Genomic DNA, 22,992 nt, shown 5'->3' with positions numbered 1-22,992 from the left:
GGGCCGGCAGACGGAGGTAATGACACACATGGGACAGGTCTTGCTGATGCTACGCGGTCTGACCAAGGGCTTTGACAGTGGCAACGAGCGGATCCCGGTGCTGGCGGATCTGACGTTGACCCTGGACCGGGGCCAGTCCCTGGCCCTGATGGGGCGCTCCGGTTCTGGCAAGAGCACCCTGCTGAACCTGCTATGCGGGCTGGAGCAGCCGGATGCCGGCGTGATCGATATTGCCGGCGAGCGCTTCGACGCTGATCAGGGTGGCAGTCCTGGCCACCGTGGTATCGGAGCAGAAACAGCCCGGCGCTGGGCCGACCTGCGGCGCCAGCGAATCGGCGTGGTGTTCCAGGACGCCAACCTGATGCCGGCACTGTCGCTGCTGGATAACGTGCGCCTGCGGGCGCGACTGGCCGGTCAGGACGACGGCCAGTGCGAGCCCTGGCTGGATCGCCTGGGTATTGGCGCCCTGGCCAACCGTTACCCCGATCAGGTCTCTGGTGGCCAGCGCCAGCGCGCGGCCCTGGCCATGGTGTTCGCCATGAAGCCGGCGTTGATCCTGGCCGATGAGCCCACCGGCAGTCTGGACCGGCACACCGCCGACGAGGTCGCCCACGAACTGTTCGCACTTCAGGCCGACCAGGGCTGCGCCCTGATTCTGGCCACCCACGACCCGGAACTGGCGGCCCGCTGCGGCCAGCGCCTCGACCTGGCCCATACCGCCGCTTCCTGATGCCATGAAACTCCTGCTGCCTGCCCTGTTCAGCCATTACCGGCGCCACCCGCTGCAGCTGCTGGCGCTGGCGCTGATGATTCTGGTGGCCACCATGCTCTGGACCGGGGTCCATCACCTGACCGCGCAGGCCCGGGCCAGCCTGGGTCAGAGCGAACAGGCAGTGGCCGAACGGCGCCAGGTGGAACGCATGGATGGCCAGCCGGTGACCGTGACTGACTTCGTTACCCTGCGCCGGGCCGGCCTCTGCGTCATGCCCTGGCTGGAGGTGGAACGGCCGGCCCCGGCCGGTCGTGTGGTTGGGGTGGATGTGCTGGCCGCCGGTTGTTTTGCCGGCACTGAAGATTCGGCCCAGGGCTGGAATCAGCCCCTCAATGGTGAACCCTTCCTCGATATCCGCGACGCCGCGGCCATGGTCACGGACAACGGCGAGGCCAAAGCAAGCCTGTCCCTGCTGCTGGCAGACTCGGTGCCGGCCAGCGCCTTGCCTGGGGACTACCGCGTCAGCCGCTTCAGTCTTGGCCCGGACACCGGCGAACTGGGGGAGAGTTTCTTGCTCAATCTGGATGCCCTGGGGGTGCTGGTGTTGCTGATCACCGCGTTGCTGCTGCGCAGCGTCTATCAGTTGGGTCTGGCCCAGCGCCGGGACAGCTTCGCCCTTCTGCACCGGTTCGGCGTGCGCGAGCTCCAGATCCGGCTCGCCCTGGTGCTGGAGATCCTGGTGCTGGCCGCCCTGTGCGTGGTGCCCGGCGTTGCCCTGGGTCGCCTGCTGGCCGGCCTGTTGGGCGGCGGCTTCGGCCAGGCTCTGGACAACCTGTTCGATACGCCCCTGTTTGCCGGCCAGGACGCTGGCTGGCTGGCCCCGATTGCGCTCATGATGGCGGTGGTGCTGGGCGTCTGCCTGGTTGATTGGTTCCGTCCCGCCGGACGGATAACGAACTGGCTGCCGGGCGCTGTCCGACCGGCCCTGGCGCTGATCGCGATACTGGCCGGGTTGGTCCTGGCCCTGCTGGCGCCGACCTTGGCATTGGTGTTCGGCGCCGTGGCCCTGGTGTTTGTCGGGGTGGGGCTGCTGACGCCGGTGCTGCTGTCGGCCCTGGCCCGGCGGGGCGCCTCGGCCGCCGGCGATCCACTCAAGCGCTGGCAGTTCGCGGAGTATGGCGTGCTCGCCCGTCGCCTGGCGCTGCCCCTGGTGGCGCTGCAGTTTGCCCTGGCCATGGTGCTGGCGGTGCAGGCCCTGGTCACGGTGTTCGAGGCCACTTTCGACGACTGGCTCGATCAGCGCCTGGCGGCGGAGTACTACGTCGAGCTGCCCCGGGGTGCCGACAGCCAGGCCGCGGCCGACTGGCTGCAGGGCCAGCCCGAGCTGGCCGAAACCGGCGACTGGCACCGGGTGGTCCGGGGTCGGGCCGAATTCCGCAGGACCGAAGCGGAGGCCGCCGTAGGCGTGGACCTGCTGGCGGTAAGCCCGGTCACTGGGTTGCTGACCCAGTGGCGGTTGCTGGCCTCGGCGGGGCAACCCTGGGTCGGCTTTGAGCGGGGCGAGGGACTGCTGATCAACGAACAACTGGCGCGCCGGTATGGGCTTGAGGTCGGCGAGTCCCTGGTGCTGACCGTCGCCGAACGGCGCTGGTCGCTGCCGGTGCTGGCGATCTATCCGGACTACGGACGTCCGGCCGGCGAGGTGATGATCAACGCCAGCGATTTGCCGGTGAGTTTTCGGCCCGGTTTCGAGGGCTTGTCCATCAACCCGGGTACGCTCGGTATGGCCGCCATCGAAGCCGGCCTGAAGCAGGTCTGGCAGACCGACAGCCTGACCGTCCGCGAGAACCGCCGAATTCGGGCCCTGGCCGACGCGGTGTTCGACCAGACCTTCCTGCTGACCCGGGCCATGACCGTGCTGACCCTGATCCTCGCGGCCTCGGCCCTGCTGATCATGGGCTGGGTCTTCTTCTCCACCCGGGTCTGGTACTACCGGCTGCTGGCGGTGTGGGGGCTGCGCGATCGCGAAGTGGCCGGCCAACTGGTGCGTCTGGCGGTGGCCCTGACCGGGGGCATAGCGCTACTGGCATTGCCCCTGGGCATCTGGCTGACCTGGGTGCTGGTACACCGCATCAACCCGCTGGCGTTCGGCTGGTCGTTGCCGATGGCGGTTTACCCCGGCTTCTGGGTTGAGCTGCTCGGGTTGAGTCTGGTGATCGGGCTGACCATCGCCCTGCTGATGCGCCGTCAGTTACAGCAACCGGCGACCCTGCCGGTATCCGCCACCAGCCTGGCCGGAGGTGACCGATGAAGTGCTGGCTCGGATTGCTGCTCGTGCTGGCGCTGGCTGCCGGTTGCAGCCAGGACTCGGAGCAGGGCGGCTTCGCCGGTCTGGCGGAGGTCCAGCAGGCCGAGTCCGGGGTGCCGTTCCTGCAGCCCGCACCGGGCGACCGGCTGCGGTTTCCCGAGGATTTTGGCGCGCACCCCCAACATCGCATCGAATGGTGGTATCTGACCGCCAACCTGGAAACTGCCGACGGCGAGCCCCTGGGGCTGCAGTGGACCCAGTTCCGCCAGGCCCTGACCCCGAGGCCAGAAGGCGCGGAGGCGCCGGCGGCGTCTGCGTGGCCCCTGGACGCGGCCTGGATGGCCCACGGCGCGGTGAGTTGGCGCGGCCAGCACCGGTTTGCCGAGAAGCTGGCCCGGGGCGATATCGGCCACGCTGGTGTCAGGCTGGCGCCGTTTCAGGTCTGGCTCGACGACTGGCAACTGACCGGTCCGGACCCGGGCGGTCCCTGGCGCTTGCAGGTGGCTACTCCGGATTGGTCCTACGACCTGACCCTGAGCCTGAACGGTGCGCCCATCGCCCACGGTGACAAGGGGTTCAGCGCCAAGTCCGCCAGCGGCGGGGGCTCGATGTATTTCAGCCTGGTCGACATCGCCATCGAGGGCACGGTGACCCTCGACGGCGAAACGCTGGCGGTCCGCGGCCAGGGCTGGTTCGACCGGGAGTGGAGTAGTCAGCTGCTGAAGACCGGCCAGCAGGGCTGGGACTGGTTTGCCCTGCACCTGGAGTCTGGTGACAAGCTGATGGCATTCCGATTACGGGAAGAGGATGGCGCCTTTGTGGCCGGTACCTGGATCGCCGATGGCCAGACCCCGGTGGCGCTGACGGGCGACGACCTGAGCCTGACCCCGGAGCCGGATGACGGCGCGCCTTCTACCCCAACCCCGACCCGCTGGCGCCTGCAGTTGCCGCGGTTTGAGGTGGATGTGCAACTGGCGGCGCCGCCCGGCGATTACCGCAACCAGGGCCAGTATCCGTACTGGGAAAGCCCGGTCAGTGTCTCCGGCAGCCACGGCGGCGTGGGCTACATGGAGCTGACCGGGTACGGGCCGGACTAGCCTAGCCGAGGTTGGGCGGGGTCAGGTTGGCGAACAGGTCCTGAATGCCCTGGTGCCAGCGTTGCCGAAGCTCGTGGAAATACGCCGACTGGTCGTCCACCCGGTCCATCAGGCAGGGCTTGAGCTCGTTCGTCCGGTAGATGGCGATGTCCAGGGGCATGCCCACGGACAGATTGCTCTTCATGGTCGAGTCGAAGGAGATCAGGGCGCACTGGTAGGCCCGATCCAGGGGCGTGCGGTAATTCACCACCCGGTCGATGATCGGTTTGCCGTACTTGGATTCGCCGATCTGGAAGTAGGGCGTTTCTTCGGTGGCTTCAATAAAGTTGCCCTCCGGGTAGATGTTGAACAGCCGCGGCACCTCGCCCTTGATCTGGCCGCCCAGGATCAGCGAACAGCTGAAATCCACCTGGCCGAGCTTGCCGTCCGGATTGTCCCGGCGAATGACTTCGCGCATGGTCTGACCCACCAGTTCCGCGGTTTCGAACATGGAACCGGTGTTCAGTACGTTGGTCACGTCGGTGCCGGCCCGGCGCTCAAGCAGACTGATGACGCTCTGGCTGGTGGCCAGGTTACCGGCGGACAACAGCACCAGTTCCCGCTCCCCGGCCTGCTCGAACACGTGCATCTTGCGGAAGGTGGAAATCTGGTCGAAACCGGCGTTGGTCCGGGAATCCGATGCGAACACCAGCCCGTCGGCCAGGCGCATCGCTACGCAATAGGTCATACAAGCCCTCCTGAAAGGCCCTTTTCACGAGCGTAATCTAATCACATCCACACCAAAGGTGTGAGTGATTTTCGACCAGGAAAGGCTGTTTTTTTTTGTGACCGAAAGTCGCTACTTTTCTTGGGACCAGAAACGCAAACAGGCGGCCCGTAGGCCGCCTGTTTCAAACCGCTGCGAAGCCGGTTTATTCCATGGAGGTGGCACCGATGCGGTGGATGCTGACGTCGGCACCGTTGAACTCTTCCTCTTCGGTCAGACGCAGGCCGGAGATGACGTTGATCACCCCGTACACGATCAGGCCGCCCACGAAGGCGACGACAACACCGGCGATGGAGCCGACGATCTGGGACATCAGGCTGATGCCCCCCAGGCCGCCGAAGGCTTCCTGACCAAAGATGCCGCAGGCGATGGCGCCCCAGACACCACAGACACCGTGCAGCGGCCAGACACCCAGCACATCGTCCAGACGTTCGATCTTGGCCTGGGCCCACTCGAACATGTAGACGAAGATGGCGCCGGCGACACCGCCGGTGATCAGCGCGCCCACCGGGTGCATCAGGTCGGAACCGGCACACACCGCCACCAGGCCGGCCAGCGGACCGTTGTGGATAAAGCCCGGGTCCTTGCGACCCAGCAGCATGGACACCAGGATACCGCCGACCATGGCCATCAGGCTGTTCACCGCCACCAGGCCGCTGATGCCGTCCAGGGTCTGGGCCGACATGACGTTGAAGCCGAACCAGCCGACGGTCAGGATCCAGGCGCCCAGGGCCAGGAACGGAATGTTGGAGGGGGCGAAGGCCACCACCTTGCCGTTGCGGTAGCGGCCGTTACGGGCGCCCAGCATCAGTACCGCGGCCAGGGCGATCCAGCCACCCACGCCGTGCACCACAACAGAGCCGGCAAAGTCGTGGAAGGATGCACCAAACTGGGACTCGAGCCAGCTCTGGAAGCCGTAGTTGCCGTTCCAGATCAGGCCTTCGAAGAACGGATACACCAGGGCCACGATCAGGCCGGAGGCGATCAGCATCGGGTAGAACTTGGCGCGCTCGGCGATACCGCCGGAGACGATGGCCGGGATGGCTGCGGCGAAGGTCATCAGGAAGAAGAACTTGACCAGTTCATAGCCGTTGCCCGCGGTCAGTTCGCCGGCGCCGGTCATGAAATGGCTGCCGTAGGCGATGTAGTAGCCGACGAAGAAGTAGGCCACGGCGGACACGCCGAAGTCGGTCATGATCTTGACCAGGGCGTTGACCTGGTTCTTGTGCCGCACCGTACCCACCTCGAGGAAGGCAAAGCCGGCGTGCATGGCCAGTACCATAATGGCACCGATAAGGATGAACAGCGTGTTGGCGCTTTCGGTCAGGGTGTGTACAGCACTCGTGATGTCCACGGGTTTTCCCTCCTGATGGTGTGTTTTGACCTCTGTCGGGCCTTAAATGCATTGACGGGGTGCATTCAAGCAAGAGGTGTTCCAAAACAATGCAAAATCAGTGAGGTTAGTCAGTTGTGGTCAGGAGTGGGGCGGGAAGGTCGAGTGGTGAGGGAATAAAGGCACCAATACGGTGCAGAATTTAATGGCGTGCACCGTATTGGTCGGGCGGGTTACCAGCTGATGTCGCCGTCGGCCCGATTGTCGTTCGCCGAATTGCGGTCGGATTGCAGGTCGATGATCGGCTCCAGCGAGAAGGATTCTGATTCGATGTCCATGGTCGAATCGGCGGCCCGGGATTGGGACTCGATCAACTCCCGCAGTTCCAGTTCCTGTTCCCGCAAGGGGCCGGACAGGTCGACGATGATCTCGACCCGGCGGTTCTTGGCCCGGCTTTCGGCGGTATCGTTGCTGACCCTGGGCTCGGTATCGGCCAGGCCCTTGACCGCCAGGCGGGTGGGCTCGATTTCCTCGGTCGCTAGCAACGCGTTGGCCACGGCGGCGGCCCGAGCGGCGGACAGATCCCAGTTGCTATAGAAGCGCGCGGTGCGGATCGGAATGTCGTCGGTGTGGCCCTCCACCGTCAGCCTGCCCGGGATATCCACCAGCACGTCGGCCATTTCCAACAGCAGGCCTTCGAACTCCCAGGTCAGGTCGGCTGAGCCGGACGGGAAGGAGCCTTTTTCTTCGATCCGGATCACGATCCGTCGCTGATCTTCATCCTGAGCAACATTGACCCGACCGTCCTCGATCTCCTGGTCCAGAATGTCCAGGATTTCCTGGGTGCTCTGGTCCAGCTCCTCCTGCAGGGCAGATTCGATCGCCTGATCGGTCGGGCTTTTCAGGGTCTGCAATTCCGGCTTTTGCTCGGTGGTGGTCTGGCGGACTTCGTTCACCACCGTCGGTTCTGGCGGTGCCGGCGAGAAGGAATCGAAGATCGGGCTGGTGCCCATGGGGATATCCAGGGTTGCTACATCCCGCTGGACCCCAAAGGCTTTCGACAGCTCCCCGGCGATCTGCTTGAACTTCATGGCGTCGATCTCGGAGAACGACAGCAGCAGCACGAAAAAGCACATCAGCAGCGACATCAGGTCGGCGAAGGTAACGACCCAGGCCGGGATGCCCGGTTTTTCCTCTTCCGGCAACTCGTCCATGGCTCAGCCGCTCACGGCTTCCGGTTCGCCGGCCTTGTCACGTTCCTTGGGCGGCAGATAGCTGGACAGCAGCTGTTCGATTACCCGGGGGTTGGTGCCTTCCTGAATGGCCACCAGGGCGTCGATGTACAGGGACTGCATGCGCGCCTCCTCGGTCATGCGCAGGGACAGTTTATCGGCGATGGGCGAAGCCACCATGGTCGCCAGCATGGCGCCGTACAGGGTGGTCAGCAGCGCCACGGCCATGGCCGGGCCGATGGACTTGGGGTCTTCCATGTTGGAGAGCATCTGCACCAGGCCAATCAGGGTACCGATCATGCCCATGGCCGGGCCGACGTCGGCCAGGGCAGTGAACACCTTGGCGCCGGAGCGGTTATGATCCAGGGTCATCACCCGTTCCTTGCTCAGCAGTTGCTTGATGGTGTCGGCGTCGTGACCATCCACCAGCATCTGAATGCCCTGTTCCAGGAATGGGGAGCCGACCTCGCGCCCCTCCAGGCCCAGCACGCCCTCTTTGCGGGCAACCTGGGCAACTTCCACCAGCTCTTCGATGGCGTCCCGGGTTTCCGGTAGTTTGAATTTGAACGCTCGAGCGGCGACTTTGAATGCGTCGAAGAACTGGCCGAAACTAAATTTGGCCAGCACCACCAAGCAGCTCCCGCCCAGGACAATCAGCAACGACGGACCGTTGACGAACACATCGGGTGAGACCCCGAGAATCACGGCGGAGGCGATGAGCAAAATGGCCCCGACCAGGCCAATGAGGGTGGCGAAATCCACGAGAACTCCAGAATCAAACGGTGGTGGCGTCGATAAGTCCGGCAGAGTACCGTTGGTTCAGTTTCCAATCAATTGGATTCTGTAACCTTGTTTTGCGCCTCGTGCTCTTCCTTCCACGCGGCGTAACGGTGCAGGTCCGACTCGACCAGCTTCAGGCACAGAGCGACCACCCCGGCGTCGTCGATAAAACCAAAGCCGAGGATCAGGTCCGGGATCACGTCCAGGGGGTTGAGCACATACAGCAGGGCGCCGGCGACCGCGGCGATGGTTTTCCAGGGCACGCTGCGGTAGTTGCCTTGCCAGTAATCGCGGATCATCGAGAACATCAGTTTGATGTCGGCGCTGAACCGGTTGAGCTTGCCGCTGCCCTTCACCTTGGCCTCGATGGCGCGCTGGCGCTCGAGGACCTTCTCCAGGTCGATGCGATTGACCTTCTCCGATTCGGCCTTCAGTTGTTGTTCGGCGGATTTCTCGCTGAAAAGGGCCATGGTCTGCTGTCCTCCGGGTGCCCGATAGGGTGGCCGTTATCATCGCTCAAGCCCGAGGGCCTTGCCAAGCTCAGGTGGGTGGCGGTTTGGGGTACCGGTGTCGCAGCGGCGCCGGAATCTGGGCCAGCTGTTGCTCGACCAGGGCGGTCATGGCGTCGTCGATGGGGCCGGTGTCCAGGTCGGGCTCCGCCTGTTTCAGCAGGTAGCTGACCGCTTCGGCGGTCGCCAGGTGGTGGTCGCCCGGGGCCTTGCGCACCACGTACCGGGACGTCGGCGGCTGCGCGAAATGATAGCGGGGCAGCTCGGCCAGGGCGGGGTTCTGATGCAGAATCCGTGCGGCCTTGCGCCAGGTGCCATCGAGTACCAGCCAGTGGTCGATGGCGCTCAGGTCGGCCTGCTCCAGGGGCTGGCTGGTCGGGCCCGGAAACAGCAGACCGGTTCGGGTCAGGTCGCCGCTGGCCAGGCCGGCCAGTTCGAACTGCTCGGCGGTCTCACCCACCAAGACCCGCACCGAGCCCAGGCAGCGCTGGAGAATCCGCAGGGTGCCCTTGGCCCGACCCACCTCCGAGGGGTGCTGCAACACGGTGACCGGGGTCCGGTTGGGCACCGGCCGGCACCGGTCGCACACGCAGATGTTCGGATGCAGTCCGCACTGGGGGCAGGTCGGCCGGCCCGGCTTGGGGGCTACCACCAGGCCTTGCCCCACATTTCGGGATTGGCCCAGTGGTCCGGGTTGTTCCAGGCCCGTTTGTGGTTGTAGCTGTCCAGGTTGTAGGTGTAGAGGGTGAAATGGCCCTCGGGCCCGGACAGCTCGGCGTGGCGCCGGAACCCCAGGCCGATGAAATCGGTGAACGCCCAGTCCGGGGTCTCGCCCACCAGCACCGCGATCTGATGGGTGCCATAGTTGCGCAACTGGCCCAGCAACAGCGCGCCCTCGTCGTGGGGCAGGTGTTCCAGGATGTTGGAAATCAGCGCCAGGTCCTGGACCCGGTCCAGCGGCAGGGCCGCGTTCGGGTCGCTGGTGTCGAGGGCTTGCAGCTGCGACTCCGGTTGGTGCTGCTGCCACAGCTGCGCCACCTCGTCGGCCAGCGCGCCACAGCTCAGCAGGGTCTTGGGCTGGGCGGTGTCGATGATGCGGGCCAGGGTCTGTCGGGGGCTGTCGGAGTCGAAAGCGGTGCTCATGATATCGGCCAGTCTGCTGCGTCCACGGTGTGTAGTCCGACCGGCTGGTCGGTGTCGCCGCCCCAGCGATCCACAAAGGTACCCAGGGGGTCGTACTGTTTCGCCTGTTTCTCGAGGTTGAATTGCCGCAGGCCTCGGGGGTCGGCGCCTACCCCCGCCAGATACTGCCAGTTGCCGTAGTTGCTGGCCACATCATAATCGATCAGCTGCTGCTCGAACCACGCCGCGCCGTAGCGCCAGTCCAGCTCGAGCTCGTTGACGAAGCAGCTGGCCACCAGCTGCCGGGCCCGATTGCTCATGTAGCCGGTTTCCCGCAGCTGGTTCATGGCGGCGTTCACCAGCGGGTACTCGGTGTTGCCCTGGCACCAGGCCTTGAACCGGTGGCCGTAGAAGGTCGCCGTCCGGCGCTTGCGCTGGACCCCGTCCCGGTGGAACAGGTTGGTGCCGTGCTTGAGCGCGTACCAGTAGAAATACTCCCTCCAGAGCAGCTCGAACCAGAGCCAGTAGGTGGATTCGTTCCTGGTGTGGCTGGCTTCGTACTCGCTAATGGTCTCGGCCACCTCGCGCACCGACAGCGAACCGTTGGCCAGCCAGGGTGAAAACTTGGAGGAGGCGTCCCAGGTGTCGAGGGCGTTGCGGGTCTGCTTGTAGTCGTCGATGGCGTGGCGAATGAACAGGAATTCCTTGAGCTGGTCGAGACCGGCCTGCTCGCCGCCGGAAAACTGCAGCGGGTGCCGGGGTTCAGCGATGGCCGGGCATTCGCCCCGGTTGTCGTCGGGGAACCCAGGGGGTGGCGGCAGCGCGGTCAGGGTGCGGATGCGCAGGCGTTCGGAGCAGCGCTCGCCGGTCTTCTCCACCTGCTTGCGGAACTGGGAAAAGGTGTCGGGCAGATCGTCCAGGGCCATGGGCAGGGAAGCCTCGGTGAACAGGCTGAGGGTTTCGAACTGCTGGAACAGGGTGTCCGGCAACTGCTCCTTCAGCGCCTGCCACTGCCCGGCTTCCTTGGTACCGGGCTGGCGCGAGCGAATCACCCGGGCCAGCCGGTGTTCGCGCACCAGCTCGGGAATCACCCGCTCGGGCTCGCCGTAGGCGATGTGCAGCCGTTGTCCCAGGGGCCGGAGGCTACGCTCCAGCGCCATCAGGCTCTGCCACAGAAAGCGCCAGCGGTGCTCGCCCATGGCCCGGCTCTGCAGCGGGCCGGGGGCGAACCAGCGTGGGTCGACCACGAACACGCACAGCAGCAGGTCCGACTTGGCCGCCGCCAGCAGTGCGGCGTTGTCGTGAAGTCGGAGATCCCGGGTAAACCAGTAGAGGGTGTGCAAGGGACTGCGCTCCTGTCCTGAGGGTTTAGATCGGCCGTTTCTGTCGGTCTGTACGTTTCCGCCTGTACTTAGGATTATTGCAGACAACGCCGGATTGACCGAACCGGCCGTCCAATTCGCCGCGGCGACGTATCTATTGGCGCCCGGGTGCCGGATTGGGCCAAAGTCGCGCTGGCGATCAATGCGGCCACCTGCTTGAATGATGAAACCTGGCGCGTCACCCGACGCCGCCAACCACCAAAGGAGCTGCCCCGTGATCAAGTCCCGTGCCGCCGTGGCGTTTGAAGCCAACAACCCCCTGGAAATTGTCGAAGTGGACGTGGCCCCACCCCAGGAGGGCGAGGTGCTGGTGCGCATCGTCGCCACCGGGGTCTGTCACACCGACGCCTATACCCTGTCCGGTGCCGATCCCGAGGGCCTGTTCCCGACCATCCTGGGCCATGAGGGTGGCGGCATTGTCGAGGCGGTCGGCCCGGGGGTGACCGACCTGGAGGTGGGTGACCACGTGATTCCGCTGTACACGGCCGAATGCGGCACCTGTAAATTCTGCACCTCCGGCAAGACCAACCTGTGTGGCGCGGTGCGGGCCACACAGGGTAAGGGTGTGATGCCCGATGGCACCTCCCGGTTCTCCTACCAGGGCAAGCCGCTGTATCACTACATGGGTTGCTCTACCTTCTCCGAGTACACGGTGCTGCCCCAGGTCTCCCTGGCCAAGATTCCCAAGGAGGCGCCTCTGGACAAGGTGTGCCTGCTCGGTTGCGGCGTCACCACCGGCATCGGCGCGGTGCTTAACACCGCCAAGGTGGAGGAAGGCGCCACCGTGGCCATCTTCGGTCTGGGCGGCATCGGCCTGGCCGCCATCATCGGCGCCACCATGGCCAAGGCCGGCCGGATCATCGCCATCGACATCAACCCGGGCAAGTTCGACATCGCCAAACAACTGGGCGCCACCGATCTGGTCAACCCGAACGACTACGACCAGCCGATTCAGGAAGTGATCGTGGAGATGACCGACGGCGGCGTCGACTACTCGTTCGAGTGCGTTGGCAACGTCCAGCTCATGCGCTCGGCGCTGGAGTGCTGTCACAAGGGCTGGGGCGAGTCCATCATCATCGGGGTGGCCGGCGCCGGTGAGGAAATCAGCACCCGGCCGTTCCAGCTGGTCACCGGACGGGTCTGGAAAGGCTCCGCCTTTGGGGGAGTGAAGGGCCGCACCGAGTTGCCGGGCTATGTCGAAAAAGCCGAGAAGGGTGAGATTCCCCTGGATGTGTTCATCACCCACGAGATGCCCCTGGACGACATCAACAAGGCCTTCGAGCTGATGCACGAGGGCAAGAGTATCCGCTCGGTCATCCACTTCTGAGACAAGGCGGTGGCTAGCGGTCGGTCAGCTTGAGCTCGATACGACGGTTTTTCTGCAGGGCATCCGCCGTGGTGCCCTCGGCCACCGGGACGAACTCGCCAAAACCGGCCGCCACCATGCGCCGCTCCGGCACCCCCTGGTCGGCCAGGTAACGCACCACCGCCACCGCCCGGGCTGTGGATAACTCCCAGTTGGAGGGGAACTGCGGGGTGTTGATGGGAATGATGTCGGTGTGGCCGTCGATGCGCAGGATCCAGTCGATGTCGGCCGGAATGGCGCCAACCACATCCAGCAGCACGGTCGCCAGCTTGTCCAGCTCGCGCTTGCCGGCCTCGCCCAGCTGGGCCGAGCCAGAGGCAAACAAAAGCTCCGACGGCAGCAGGAAGCGGTCGCCGACGATGCGGATGTTTTCGTTGGTTTCCAGGATGTTGCGCAGGCGCGAGAAAAACTCCGACTGATACTGCTCCAGTTCGCTGACCCGCTCGGCCAGCAGGGTGTTCAGCCGGCGGCTGACGTCGGCCAGCTCGCTTTCCTTGTCCGCGGTTTCCTGCTCCTGCAGCCGCAGGGCGGCGGTGATCTGGCGTAGCTGCTCCCGCAGCGAGGCGATCTGGTTCGACAGCCGCATGATCATCGCCTGCTGGCTGGCGGACAGCTGATCCTTCTCCTCCAGCTCATCGCTCATGCTGGCCAGCCGCCCGGCCCGGGCCTCCGCGTCGGCGCTCTGCTGCATCAGCTGATTGCGGGAGGCCTCCAGCCGATCCTGCAGCTCGTCGTTGCGGGCCAGGGACGCGCTGTAGTCGTTCTGGACCGAGGCCATCTCCTGCTCCAGGGCGGCGGTCTTGCTCTGCTCCAGGCCCAGCAACTCGGAGATTTCTGCCAGGCGCTGATTTAGGCGAAACAGTTCGGTGTTGCGGTCGGACAGGGTCTGGGACAGGTACAGCTGGCTGACCACGTAGATCAGCAGCATGAAGATCACCAGCATCAGCAGCGCCGACAGGGCGTCGACGTAGCCGGGCCAGGCGTTGGTGGCGCTGCGACTGCGGCGCTTGGAGCCGATCATGAGGCGCGTTCGTCCTCGTCCACGATATCCACCAGGTTGGTGACCCCGGTGAGCCACTCCTCCAGGCCGTCGTAGAAGCGGTTCTGGGCGTGCCCGGCCTGGATGTCCAGGAAGCCGAGGATGAGCGAGCCGCCCAGGCCCAACAGGGAGGAGCTGAACGCCGTACCCATGCCCTGCAGGGGCGTGAGCAGCCCGGCCTGCAGATCGGCGAACACCGCGCCGAAGTCGCCCTGGCCCATGTCCAGGTTGGTGATCACCTGGCCCACCGAATTAATCGTCCCCAGCAGGCCCCAGAAGGTGCCGAGCAGCCCCAGGAACACCAGCAGACTGATGAAATAGCGGGTGATTTCGCGCTGCTCGTCCATGCGCGAGTGAATGCCGTCGAGCACCGTGCGCAGGGACAGGGTGGAGAGCTTGAAGCGGTCGCGCTTGGATTCCTCCCCGAGCTGGCGCGCCAGCGGCTTGAGCAGGCGCGGCTCCTGCAGCACCGAGAGCCCGGAGTGGCCGGTGCGGAACTGGGAAATCCAGCGCAGCTCTGGGAACAGCACGAACACCTGCCGGTAGGTGATTGCGATGCCGACGATCAGGACCCCGACAATCAGCAGGTTGAACACCCAGTTCGCCATGAAGGCGTCGATCAGCGGCCGATGGATGAGGGCGCCGACCACCACAACAACTGCCAGGAAAAGCGTCATCCAGAAGAGAGTGTGCTTTGGATTGCTCATGACCACCGCCAGTGATTGAGGGAAGTATCAGGAAAACATAGCACAGCCCCATGGCATTGCAGTGACGGCGAGGCGGGTGAAATTGGTTGTTGATTGACCGATCCTGTTTATATAAAGTGAACGCATTAATAATAAGTAAATCGAGCTGCGCTATGTTTCAACACACTCTCACCGCCAACACGGTTTTCGCGGGCGCCTTTCCCGAAGAGGTCTCCGGTTTCGTCAACGATCACATCGGCCAGCACCGCCTGGAGTTGAGCGGCCGCAGTCGGGCGGCGTCCAGCCTCAGCTTTCGCGAGTTTGCCGGCTTTGGTCTGTCCCGTATCAGCTATGGCAACCAGGTGCGGGTCAAAAGCCCGGAACTGGAGGCGATCTACCATTTCCAGGTGGTGACCCGCGGCGAGTGCCTGTGGCGCCAGGGCGCCGAGTCACTGCGCCTGCGCGCCGGCGAGGCGATGATGGTGAACCCGTACGAAGCCATCGACCTGGAGTACTCGCCGGATTGCGAAAAACTGATCATCAAGGTGCCGGAAGAGGTGCTGTGCTCGGCGCGGCCGATGAACCGGGTGGGCCAGGCCGAGGCCCTGCGCTTCGAACGCCGGCCGGTGAACCTGCACCAGTGCCCGGCGCTGCCGAGTATTCTCAATGCAGTGTTCTCGGAGCTTGAGGAGGGGGGCGACGACGATATCCGCTCGGTGTCCGTGCCCTACCGGGACATCATCCTGAACAAGCTGCTGACGGTGTTTCCCAGTACCTGGACGGTGACCGACGAGCAGCCCCGACTGTCGCCGGCGGTGGCCCGGATGGTGCATTACATCGACCAGAACCTGAAGCAGGCGATCGATGTGGAGGAGCTGTCGGCGGTCTCCAACATGAGCGTGCGCTCGATCTACAACGCCTTCTCGAAGAGTTTCTCGGTCACCCCCAAGTGCTACATCAAGCAGCGCAAGCTGCAGCAGCTGCGGACCGACCTGCAGACCGGGCGCTGCCGGAACGTAACCGAAGTGGCCCTGGACTATGGCTTCGTCCACCTGGGCCGGTTCTCCTCCGATTACCGCAAGCTGTTCGGTGAGCTACCCTCGGAAACCTTGCGCATGGCCGGCTAGTCCCGGCCCTGCTCCAGCTTCTGCTGCCCACAAATCTGGCGGGTGACCTTGTCGGCACAGTCCCGGACCTGTTGGAACAGGGGCGAGCCCTCGCTGATGTCGGTGTCCCGGGCCAGGCCCAGCAGGGTGATCACGGTCACGATGGAGCCGTTCAGGTCGTACACCGGCATACTCAGGACATTGATTTCAGGCAGGTAATCGCTGAAAAACGCACAGTAACCCTGGCGCTTGATGGCGTCCAGGTGGGCGCCCAGTTGCTCCCGGGGAATGTCCTTGCCCCGGTGCTTGGGCAGGTTGGCCGATTGCTTGTAGAACTGGTCGATCAGCTGGCGCCGGCGCTCAACCGGCAGCGCGGTCAGGAAGATCCGACCGGACGCCGAATTCAGCGGCGACAGTTCGGCGCCCAGGCGTACGTTCACCGAGATCGGCAGGCTTGAATCCAGCCATTTGATGACCAGCGGGCCGGCGCCGTTCCAGACCGTGACCGACACGGTTTTGTCGGTGTCCTCGTTCAGCTGATCCACGGCCTCGTAGGACAGCTGGATCGGGTTGATCCGACGCAGCGCGGAGATACCCAGAGTCAGCGCGGAGTTGCCCAGGGTGTACTGGGTCTGGTTGACCTGGTTGATGTAGCCCTCGCGCAGCAGGCTGACCAGGTACTTGTGGGCCCGGCTCGGAGACAGGTCCAGGGCCTTGGACAGCTCCTTGAGCGACGGTGGCCGGGCCGCGCTGGCGATGTAATTGAGAATGTGCAGACCAATTTCGAGAGAACCGATTCCCTGCCGCTTGGGGCTTTCGTCTGTCATGTAGGTCGTCGCCATGAAGTGGTTGATGGTTCCGGGGGCGCGTGGGGCCCAGGTGCCGGGAAGACGGTCGGCACCTGGGTCCAGTCGCGGTAAGGGTACCAATTCTGAGGACTCAGGTCAGAACGAGTATTTGGCCATGACCTCGACCTGCTGCCCCTCCGGGATCAGCGGGCCAAAGGCCAGGTTGTACTTGCGCCACTCCACCCCGACTTCCAGCTCGGGGATGATGTTGTGGATCAGGTTGACCCGCGGGGCCTCGTAATCGGTGTCCGCCTGGTCGTCCACCTCCACCTTGGTGTAGGCCACGTTGGCGCGCCACTGGTCGTTGATGACGTAACGGAAGCCGGCGTTGAAACCGGTCTGGCTGACCGCCTCGCCGTTTTCCACATCGCTGGCCAGGGAGCCGCCGACCCCGACGCCGGTGAAGGCGCCCAGGCCCTCACCGTGGTGGGCGTTGAGGGTCAGACTGTGGCGTCCGAGCTTGATCTCGGAGCCGATGGCGCCGCCGCCGACGTAGTCGCCGTTGGCCACTTCCCGACCGCTGGCGGTCAGGATCAGGCGGTGGCCGCCGTCGAAGTTGAGATTGTAGTTGATCGCCAGATCCGGGGCATCGGCGTCGTTGTTGACCGGGTCCTGGGCGGTGATGCGCAGGTTGTTGAACTGGTAGCTGGCCAGGGTGGTGCGGAAGTTGAGGCCGCCCAGGGTGCCGCGGGGCCCGCCCAGGAAGTCGAGGTAATCGTTGTAGGCCACGGCCCAGAACTGGCCGGTCCAGGTCTGGCCGACGGTGGCGTTGTCGAACTTGATGAACGCGTGGCGCAGGCGCAGGTCGTTGTTCTCACCGGGGTAGAGGCCACCGTAAAAATCGCCCTCCACAAACCCCACGATGGTGTGGCCCTGTTTCTGGGTGACGGTCTTCAGGTTGATGCGGCTCTGGTTGGCCCGGCCGAAGAAGCGGTCGTCGTCCTGCTCGGGGTCCTCGTAGATGGCCTCGGCTTTCAGGTAACCACCGATGCTGATGCTGGTGTCATTGTAGGTGCCGAGATCGAGGGCGAGGGCGGGTGCGGCGCTGAAGGAGGTTGCCACCGCCAGCGCCAGGAGTGATTTTGGATAGTTCATTTGCCTTCTCCTTATTGTTGGGCAAGTGAACTATCGGTGATTCAGGGGGCAGCAAATATCCTGAAACTGAACATCGCTATCCGTTTTCTGTAGTCATCGATCGAAATGGATGACGCTGCGAATGCTCTTGCCCTCGTGCATCAGTTCGAATGCGTGGTTGATGTCGTCCAGGCCCATGGTGTGGGTGATGAAGTCGTTGAGCTTGAATTCACCCTGCAGGTAGCGCTCGACCATGCCCGGCAGTTCCGAACGGCCCTTGACGCCACCGAAGGCGGAGCCCTTCCAGACCCGGCCAGTGACCAGCTGGAACGGCCGGGTGGCGATTTCCTGGCCGGCGCCGGCGACCCCGATGATCACCGACTCGCCCCAGCCTTTGTGGCAGCATTCCAGGGCCGAGCGCATGACATCGACGTTGCCGATGCATTCGAAGGAGTAATCGACCCCGCCGTCGGTCAGCTCGACGATCACCTCCTGAATGGGGCGGTCGTGCTCCCGGGGGTTGATGCAGTCGGTGGCGCCCAACTGCCGGGCCAGCTCGAACTTGCTGTCGTTGATGTCGATGGCCAGGATGCGACCGGCACCGGCCATGGTGGCGCCGATGATCGCCGACAGGCCGATGCCGCCCAGGCCGAAAATGGCCACGGTGGCGCCGGCCTCCACCTTGGCGGTGTTCATCACCGCGCCCATGCCGGTGGTGACGCCACAGCCGAGCAGGCAGACCTCTTCCAGGGGCGCCGCCTTGTTGACTTTGGCCAGGGCAATTTCGGGCAGCACCGTGTACTCGGAGAAGGTCGAGCAGCCCATGTAGTGGAAGATGGGCTGACCGTCCTTGTAGAAGCGGGTGGTGCCATCCGGCATCAGCCCCTGGCCCTGGGTCTCGCGGATCTTCTGGCACAGGTTGGTTTTCCCGGACCGGCAGAACTTACACTCGCCACACTCCGGGGTGTACAGGGGAATGACATGGTCCCCGATCTCGACGCTGGTCACGCCCTCGCCGACGGCTTCGACGATGCCGCCGCCCTCGTGGCCGAGAATGGCCGGGAAGTTGCCCTCCGGGTCGTCGCCGGACAGGGTGAAGGCGTCGGTGTGACAGACACCGGTCGCAACCACCCGGACCAGAACCTCGCCCGCTTGCGGGGGCATAACCTCCACTTCCTCGACCGACAGGGGCTGGCCTGGGCCCCAGGCAATCGCCGCTTTGGATTTGATCATTTCCGCCATATCTCGCTCCGTTGAATCGATGAACCTGCGTGAGTTGGCGCGCAGTATAATCCCGACTTTCTGGTAAATAATCGGGCTATATAGCAAATCACTTTTACTGATATGCAATAATCGCGACGGAATTCGAGGAGGAGCAGGTCATGGTGCGCTGGGACGGCGTCAATGAATTTGTGGCGGTCGCAGAGACCGAAAGTTTTACCCGTGCGTCCGAGCGGCTGGGTGTCTCCACCGCCCAGGTCAGCCGGCAGATCAGCGCCCTCGAGGCCCGGCTGGCCACCCGGCTGTTCTACCGGACCACCCGGCGGGTCTCCACCACGGACGCCGGGCAGCTCTACTACCAGCATTGCCGACAGGTGCTGGATGCGCTCGAACAGGCGGAACAGGCGGTGACCCACCTGCAGGCGGTGCCCCAGGGCAAGTTGCGGCTGACTGCGCCGGTCACCTACGGCGAGCAGGTGATTGCGCCCCTGGTCAACGATTTTGTCCTGCGCTACCCGGGCCTGGAGGTGGAAATGCACCTGACCAACCAGCAACTGGACCTGGTGGCCGAGGGCTACGATCTGGCGGTGCGCCTGGGGCAGTTGGAGAGCTCGAGTCTGATGGCCCGGCGACTGGGGTCGCGAACCCTGTACGTGTGCGCGTCGCCGGCCTACCTGTCGGCCTGGGGCACGCCCCGGTCGCTGGCGGAGCTGGACCGGCACAATTGCCTGCAGGGCAATCTCCGGCATTGGCGGTTTCAGGAGGACGGCCGGCCGCGCACGGTGCGGATCAGCGGCAACCTGCGGTGTGACAGCGGCCGCGCGTTGCTGGACGCGGCCCTGAAAGGGGTAGGCATGGTCCAGCTACCGGACTATTACGTGCAGCCGGCGCTGGATGCCGGCGCCCTGGTGCCGCTGTTGACCGGTTACCAGGATGACGACGACGGCATCTGGGGCGTCTATCCCCACAACCGCCACCTGTCGCCGAAGGTGCGGCTGCTGCTGGATTACGTTGCCGAGACCCTGGGCTCGGCCGCGGCCTGAGCCGCCAGGGCCCGAGGGCCCCGGCGGCGGGGGTCAGACGCTGAGCGCCGTTTCCACCTTGTCCACGTTGGCGTCCAGCTCCGCGCCGTCGCCGTCGAAGTGGACCTGGCCCTTCACCAGCACCACGTGGCGGTCACAGAGCTTCTTCAGAGCCTTGATGTTCTTGTCCACCACCAGGGTCGAAATGCCGGATTCGCGGATGGTGGCGATCACGTTCCAGATGTCCTGGCGGATCAGCGGCGCCAGGCCTTCGGTGGCCTCGTCCAGGATCATCAGCCGCGGGTTGGTGACCAGCGCCCGCCCGATCGCCAGCATCTGCTGCTCACCACCGGACAGCTCGGTGCCCAGGTTCGACAGCCGCTCCTGAAGGCGCGGGAAGGTGGTCATCACCCGGTCGAAATCCCAGCCGGTCTGGCCTTGGCTGTCGGGCCGGGCCGCCATCTGCAGGTGCTCGCGCACGGTCAGGTTGTGGAACATGCCGCGGCCTTCCGGCACGTAGGCGATGTCCCGGCGCATGCGTTTCCAGGTCGGCAGGTCGCTGATGTCCAGGCCGTCGAAATAGACGTGGCCACTGCGCGGCCGGACAATGCCCAGGATCGACTTGAGCGTGGTGGTCTTGCCCATGCCGTTGCGCCCCATCAGGCTCATGGACTGGCCCTGGTCGAGCCGGAACGAGAGGTCGTGCAGGATGTGGCTGCGACCGTAGAGGGTGTTGAGATTCTTCACTTCCAGCAGGCTGTCGGTCATGCCGCTTGCTCCTCTTCTTCTTCCTTACCCAAGTAGGCTTCTTTCACCCGGGGCTCATTCCGGACCTCGTTCACCGTGCCGGTGATCAGGTGGGTGCCGTTGTCCAGCACGGTGAGCTGGTCCGACAGCTCGAAGATGGCGTCCATGTCGTGCTCCACCAGGACGATGCTGTAGCTCTGCTTGAGCTCGTTGAGCAGTTCGATGATGCGCTGGGACTCCTCGTGGCCCATGCCGGCCATGGGTTCGTCCAGCAGCAGGATGCAGGGGTCGGTGGCCAGGACCATGGCCAGCTCCAGCTGGCGCTGCTCGCCGTAGGAGATCTCCGCCGCCACCGTGTGCATGCGTTTTTCCAGCCCGACCTGGCACAGCGCCTTTTCCGCTGCTTCCCGCACCAGCCGGTTGGCGTGCCGGGAGGCGAACAGGTTGAAACTGCCGGTGAACCGGCGCTGGGCCGCCACCGCGCAGTTCTCCAGGCAGGTGACCTCGGTGTAGATGTTGGTCTTCTGAAAGCTGCGACCGATGCCGCGTCGGACGAATTTCCAGGGCTTCATGCCGTCGATGCGGTCGCCCTTGTGGAAGATGCAGCCGCTGGTGGGGGTCAGAGTGCCGCACAGCATGTTCAGTAGGGTGCTCTTGCCGGCGCCGTTGGGGCCGACCACGCCGTGCAGCTGACAGTCCCGGAACTGCAGCGAGATGTCGTTGAGCGCCTTGATGCCGCCCCAGTGTTTGCTGAGGGATTCGGTTTCCAGAATGATGTCGTTGGCCATGATCATTTCTCCAGCAGTTTTTCCAGGTAGCCGGCCAGGCCTTTGCGCAGCAGCAGGACCATCAGGATGATGGCACCGCCCATGAACAGCATCCAGTCCTCGCTCATGTGCTCGAAGAAGTACTGCAGGCCCTCGTAGGTGATGGTGCCGAGCAGGGCGCCGTAGATGGTGCCCATGCCGCCCAGGATCGACATGACCAGCGCCGTGCCGGACATTTCCCAGGTCATGAATTGCGGGTTCACGTAGCCGTATTGCAGGGCAAATAACAGACCGGCGTAGGCCGCCAGGGTGCTGCCGATGATGTAGCTGATCAGCCGGAAGGCGAAGATGTTGTAGCCCAGGGCCTCGGTGCGCTGCGGGTTCAGCCGGCTGGCTTCGACAATGCGGCCGAAGCGCGAGCGCAGGATGACCTTGATCGCCACCAGGGTCACGGCCACCGCCAGCAGCGCCAGGTAATAGAAGTGGGTCGGGTTATCCAGGTTCAGGAAGTTAACTCCGAACACGCTGGTGTCCGGCTTCATGAAGATGAACAGGCCGTCGTTGCCGCCGAAGTCCAGGGAGTCGAAGAAGAAGTAATAGACCATCTGGGAGATGGCCAGGGTGATCATGATGAAGTAGATCCCGGAGGTGCGCAGCACCACCACCCCCACCACCAACGCGACCAGGGCGCTGATGGCCAGAATCGCCAGGGCGTAGAGCCAGAAGTTCACCGCCTCGTACTCGGGGGTGATGATCACGAACAGGTAGCCGCCCAGGCCGTAGAACAGGGCGTGGCCGAGGGTGACCAGGCCGACCCGGCCGACCAGGAAATCCAGGGACATGACAAACACCGCCAGGATCAGCACGGTGGTGGCCTTGCCCACGAAGAAGGAATTCTGTTCCAGGAACAGGGGAATGCACAGGGCGACCAGGAAGAAGATCGCCAGGAAGATGCGCTCGGTGCGTTTTTCGAAAATCATGTTCGGCTCCCGCTTACTTGGCGAACAGGCCCTGGGGCTTCGCCAGCAGCACCAGGATCATGAAGATGTAAATGATCATATTGGACATGGTGGGCACCAGGACTGCGGCGAAGGTGCTGATGATGCCGACCAGCAGCGCGCCCACGAAGGCGCCCTTGATCGAGCCCATGCCGCCGATGACCACCACCACGAAACAGGTGATCAGCACGCTCTCGCCCATGCCCGGCACGATCGAGCGCATGGGCGCGGCGATGATGCCGGACACCGCGGCCAGCATGACCCCGATGGCAAACACGATGGTGTACAGGCTCTTGATGTTGACCCCGAGGGCTTCCACCATCTCGCGGTTGGATTCGCCGGCGCGGATCAGCATGCCCAGGCGGGTCTTGCTGACGACAAAATAGAGCGCGGCGGCGATGGCGACGCAGATCAATGCGGCAAAGATCCGGTACACCGGGTAGCTGGAGTTGTCGGTGAAAGGCACCGCACCGCCCAGGGCCTCAGGCACGGCGACGCCGTAGGGATCATTGCCCCAGAGGATGCTCTGCAGGGAGTTGAACACGAAGATCATGCCGATGGTCAGCAGCACCTGGTCCAGGTGATTGCGATTGTACAGCCGCTGGATCAGCACCCGCTCGATGACGATGCCCAGGCCGAGGGCGATCACCGCCGACAGCAGTGCGCCCAGGGTAAAGCTGCCGGTGACGGTCACGAAGTACCAGACCAGGTAGGCACCGACCATGTACATGGAGCCATGGGCCAGGTTGAGGATGCCCATCACGCCGAACACCAGGGTCAGGCCGGAGGCGATCAGGAACAGCAACAACCCGTACTGGACACCATTCACGAGTTGCACGAAGAAAAGTTCGGTAGACATAGCGACACCCAACGGTTG

At 64.3% G+C, this 22,992-nt stretch carries 23 protein-coding genes; 6 read left to right on the top strand and 17 right to left on the bottom strand.

Annotation, left to right across the window (positions count from 1 at the left end):
- Nucleotides 1-28: 28 nt before the first annotated feature.
- Genes U5822_RS04690 through U5822_RS04680 form a run of 3 tightly spaced genes read left to right on the top strand, consistent with a single transcriptional unit; the run spans nt 29 to nt 4,117 of the window.
- Nucleotides 29-730 (top strand): ABC transporter ATP-binding protein, encoded by a 702-nt coding sequence (locus U5822_RS04690; RefSeq protein WP_322854468.1) that lies wholly within the window; start codon nt 29-31, stop codon nt 728-730.
- Between the two features lie 4 nt (nt 731-734).
- Nucleotides 735-3,023: an ABC transporter permease gene (locus tag U5822_RS04685; RefSeq protein WP_322854467.1), complete on the top strand. Its 2,289-nt coding sequence runs from the start codon at nt 735-737 to the stop codon at nt 3,021-3,023.
- Nucleotides 3,020-4,117: a lipocalin-like domain-containing protein gene (locus tag U5822_RS04680; RefSeq protein WP_322854466.1), complete on the top strand. Its 1,098-nt coding sequence runs from the start codon at nt 3,020-3,022 to the stop codon at nt 4,115-4,117. Before U5822_RS04685 ends, U5822_RS04680 begins: the two co-directional genes overlap by 4 nt.
- A 1-nt stretch (nt 4,118) precedes the next feature.
- Here the strand turns inward: U5822_RS04680 and U5822_RS04675 are convergent, their stop codons facing one another.
- From U5822_RS04675 to U5822_RS04640, 8 genes are all read right to left on the bottom strand, one after another.
- Entirely contained in the window at nt 4,119-4,844 is a 726-nt protein-coding gene (locus U5822_RS04675; protein ID WP_322854465.1) for a proteasome-type protease, read from the bottom strand.
- Nucleotides 4,845-5,028: 184 nt separating this feature from the next.
- Nucleotides 5,029-6,237, bottom strand: coding sequence for an ammonium transporter (locus tag U5822_RS04670; RefSeq protein ID WP_322854464.1), 1,209 nt, complete (start codon nt 6,235-6,237; stop codon nt 5,029-5,031).
- 212 nt (nt 6,238-6,449) lie between these two features.
- Nucleotides 6,450-7,430, bottom strand: coding sequence for a MotB family protein (locus U5822_RS04665; protein WP_322854463.1), 981 nt, complete (start codon nt 7,428-7,430; stop codon nt 6,450-6,452).
- A 3-nt stretch (nt 7,431-7,433) separates the two neighbouring features.
- The gene (gene pomA / locus U5822_RS04660; RefSeq protein ID WP_322854462.1) at nt 7,434-8,210 is read right to left on the bottom strand and encodes a flagellar motor protein PomA; all 777 of its coding nucleotides are present in this window, start codon (nt 8,208-8,210) and stop codon (nt 7,434-7,436) included.
- Between the two features lie 68 nt (nt 8,211-8,278).
- A complete protein-coding gene (locus tag U5822_RS04655; protein WP_322854461.1) occupies nt 8,279-8,698 on the bottom strand; it encodes a YkvA family protein in 420 nt (139 codons plus the stop codon).
- A gap of 70 nt (nt 8,699-8,768) precedes the next feature.
- Entirely contained in the window at nt 8,769-9,389 is a 621-nt protein-coding gene (locus U5822_RS04650; protein WP_322854460.1) for a tRNA-uridine aminocarboxypropyltransferase, read from the bottom strand.
- A complete protein-coding gene (locus tag U5822_RS04645) occupies nt 9,383-9,880 on the bottom strand; it encodes a DUF6231 family protein (protein ID WP_322854459.1) in 498 nt (165 codons plus the stop codon). Before U5822_RS04645 ends, U5822_RS04650 begins: the two co-directional genes overlap by 7 nt.
- On the bottom strand, nt 9,877-11,202 hold the full coding sequence (locus U5822_RS04640) for a DASH family cryptochrome (protein WP_322854458.1): 1,326 nt from the start codon (nt 11,200-11,202) through the stop codon (nt 9,877-9,879). The genes U5822_RS04645 and U5822_RS04640 overlap by 4 nt, the downstream gene beginning before the upstream one ends.
- A 253-nt stretch (nt 11,203-11,455) precedes the next feature.
- Between U5822_RS04640 and U5822_RS04635 the strand changes: the two genes are divergently transcribed.
- Nucleotides 11,456-12,568 (top strand): S-(hydroxymethyl)glutathione dehydrogenase/class III alcohol dehydrogenase, encoded by a 1,113-nt coding sequence (locus U5822_RS04635; protein WP_322854457.1) that lies wholly within the window; start codon nt 11,456-11,458, stop codon nt 12,566-12,568.
- 13 nt (nt 12,569-12,581) lie between these two features.
- Here the strand turns inward: U5822_RS04635 and U5822_RS04630 are convergent, their stop codons facing one another.
- Nucleotides 12,582-13,628, bottom strand: a complete 1,047-nt coding sequence (locus tag U5822_RS04630) for a peptidoglycan -binding protein (protein WP_322854456.1) — start codon at nt 13,626-13,628, stop codon at nt 12,582-12,584.
- Nucleotides 13,625-14,353 carry a MotA/TolQ/ExbB proton channel family protein gene (locus U5822_RS04625; RefSeq protein ID WP_322854455.1) on the bottom strand — a complete coding sequence of 243 codons (729 nt, stop codon included), beginning with the start codon at nt 14,351-14,353 and terminating at the stop codon, nt 13,625-13,627. Before U5822_RS04625 ends, U5822_RS04630 begins: the two co-directional genes overlap by 4 nt.
- Before the next feature lie 152 nt (nt 14,354-14,505).
- On the opposite strand from U5822_RS04625, the gene U5822_RS04620 reads away from it, so the two are divergent.
- Nucleotides 14,506-15,459 carry an AraC family transcriptional regulator gene (locus U5822_RS04620; protein ID WP_322854454.1) on the top strand — a complete coding sequence of 318 codons (954 nt, stop codon included), beginning with the start codon at nt 14,506-14,508 and terminating at the stop codon, nt 15,457-15,459.
- Here U5822_RS04620 and U5822_RS04615 read toward each other — a convergent pair.
- From U5822_RS04615 to U5822_RS04605, 3 genes are all read right to left on the bottom strand, one after another.
- Complete coding sequence (locus U5822_RS04615) at nt 15,456-16,265, bottom strand: IclR family transcriptional regulator (protein ID WP_322854453.1); 810 nt, start codon at nt 16,263-16,265, stop codon at nt 15,456-15,458. The two genes, U5822_RS04620 and U5822_RS04615, sit on opposite strands and share 4 nt — an antisense overlap.
- Before the next feature lie 117 nt (nt 16,266-16,382).
- Entirely contained in the window at nt 16,383-17,381 is a 999-nt protein-coding gene (locus U5822_RS04610; protein WP_322854452.1) for a porin, read from the bottom strand.
- A gap of 93 nt (nt 17,382-17,474) precedes the next feature.
- The gene (locus U5822_RS04605; protein ID WP_322856882.1) at nt 17,475-18,593 is read right to left on the bottom strand and encodes an S-(hydroxymethyl)glutathione dehydrogenase/class III alcohol dehydrogenase; all 1,119 of its coding nucleotides are present in this window, start codon (nt 18,591-18,593) and stop codon (nt 17,475-17,477) included.
- Nucleotides 18,594-18,742: 149 nt separating this feature from the next.
- Between U5822_RS04605 and U5822_RS04600 the strand changes: the two genes are divergently transcribed.
- Nucleotides 18,743-19,624: a LysR substrate-binding domain-containing protein gene (locus tag U5822_RS04600; protein ID WP_322854451.1), complete on the top strand. Its 882-nt coding sequence runs from the start codon at nt 18,743-18,745 to the stop codon at nt 19,622-19,624.
- Between the two features lie 33 nt (nt 19,625-19,657).
- Here U5822_RS04600 and U5822_RS04595 read toward each other — a convergent pair whose 3' ends face one another.
- Genes U5822_RS04595 through U5822_RS04580 form a run of 4 tightly spaced genes read right to left on the bottom strand, consistent with a single transcriptional unit; the run spans nt 19,658 to nt 22,974 of the window.
- Complete coding sequence (locus U5822_RS04595; RefSeq protein WP_322854450.1) at nt 19,658-20,371, bottom strand: ABC transporter ATP-binding protein; 714 nt, start codon at nt 20,369-20,371, stop codon at nt 19,658-19,660.
- A complete protein-coding gene (locus tag U5822_RS04590) occupies nt 20,368-21,138 on the bottom strand; it encodes an ABC transporter ATP-binding protein (RefSeq protein ID WP_322854449.1) in 771 nt (256 codons plus the stop codon). Before U5822_RS04590 ends, U5822_RS04595 begins: the two co-directional genes overlap by 4 nt.
- A 2-nt stretch (nt 21,139-21,140) precedes the next feature.
- Nucleotides 21,141-22,097: a branched-chain amino acid ABC transporter permease gene (locus U5822_RS04585; protein ID WP_322854448.1), complete on the bottom strand. Its 957-nt coding sequence runs from the start codon at nt 22,095-22,097 to the stop codon at nt 21,141-21,143.
- Between the two features lie 13 nt (nt 22,098-22,110).
- The gene (locus U5822_RS04580) at nt 22,111-22,974 is read right to left on the bottom strand and encodes a branched-chain amino acid ABC transporter permease (protein WP_322854447.1); all 864 of its coding nucleotides are present in this window, start codon (nt 22,972-22,974) and stop codon (nt 22,111-22,113) included.
- Nucleotides 22,975-22,992 lie beyond the last annotated feature (18 nt).

Source organism: Marinobacter qingdaonensis (assembly GCF_034555935.1).
Classification (GTDB): domain Bacteria; phylum Pseudomonadota; class Gammaproteobacteria; order Pseudomonadales; family Oleiphilaceae; genus Marinobacter; species Marinobacter qingdaonensis.
Note: the sequence above shows the minus strand (reverse complement) of the source record. Positions and strands in the feature narration are given on the sequence as shown.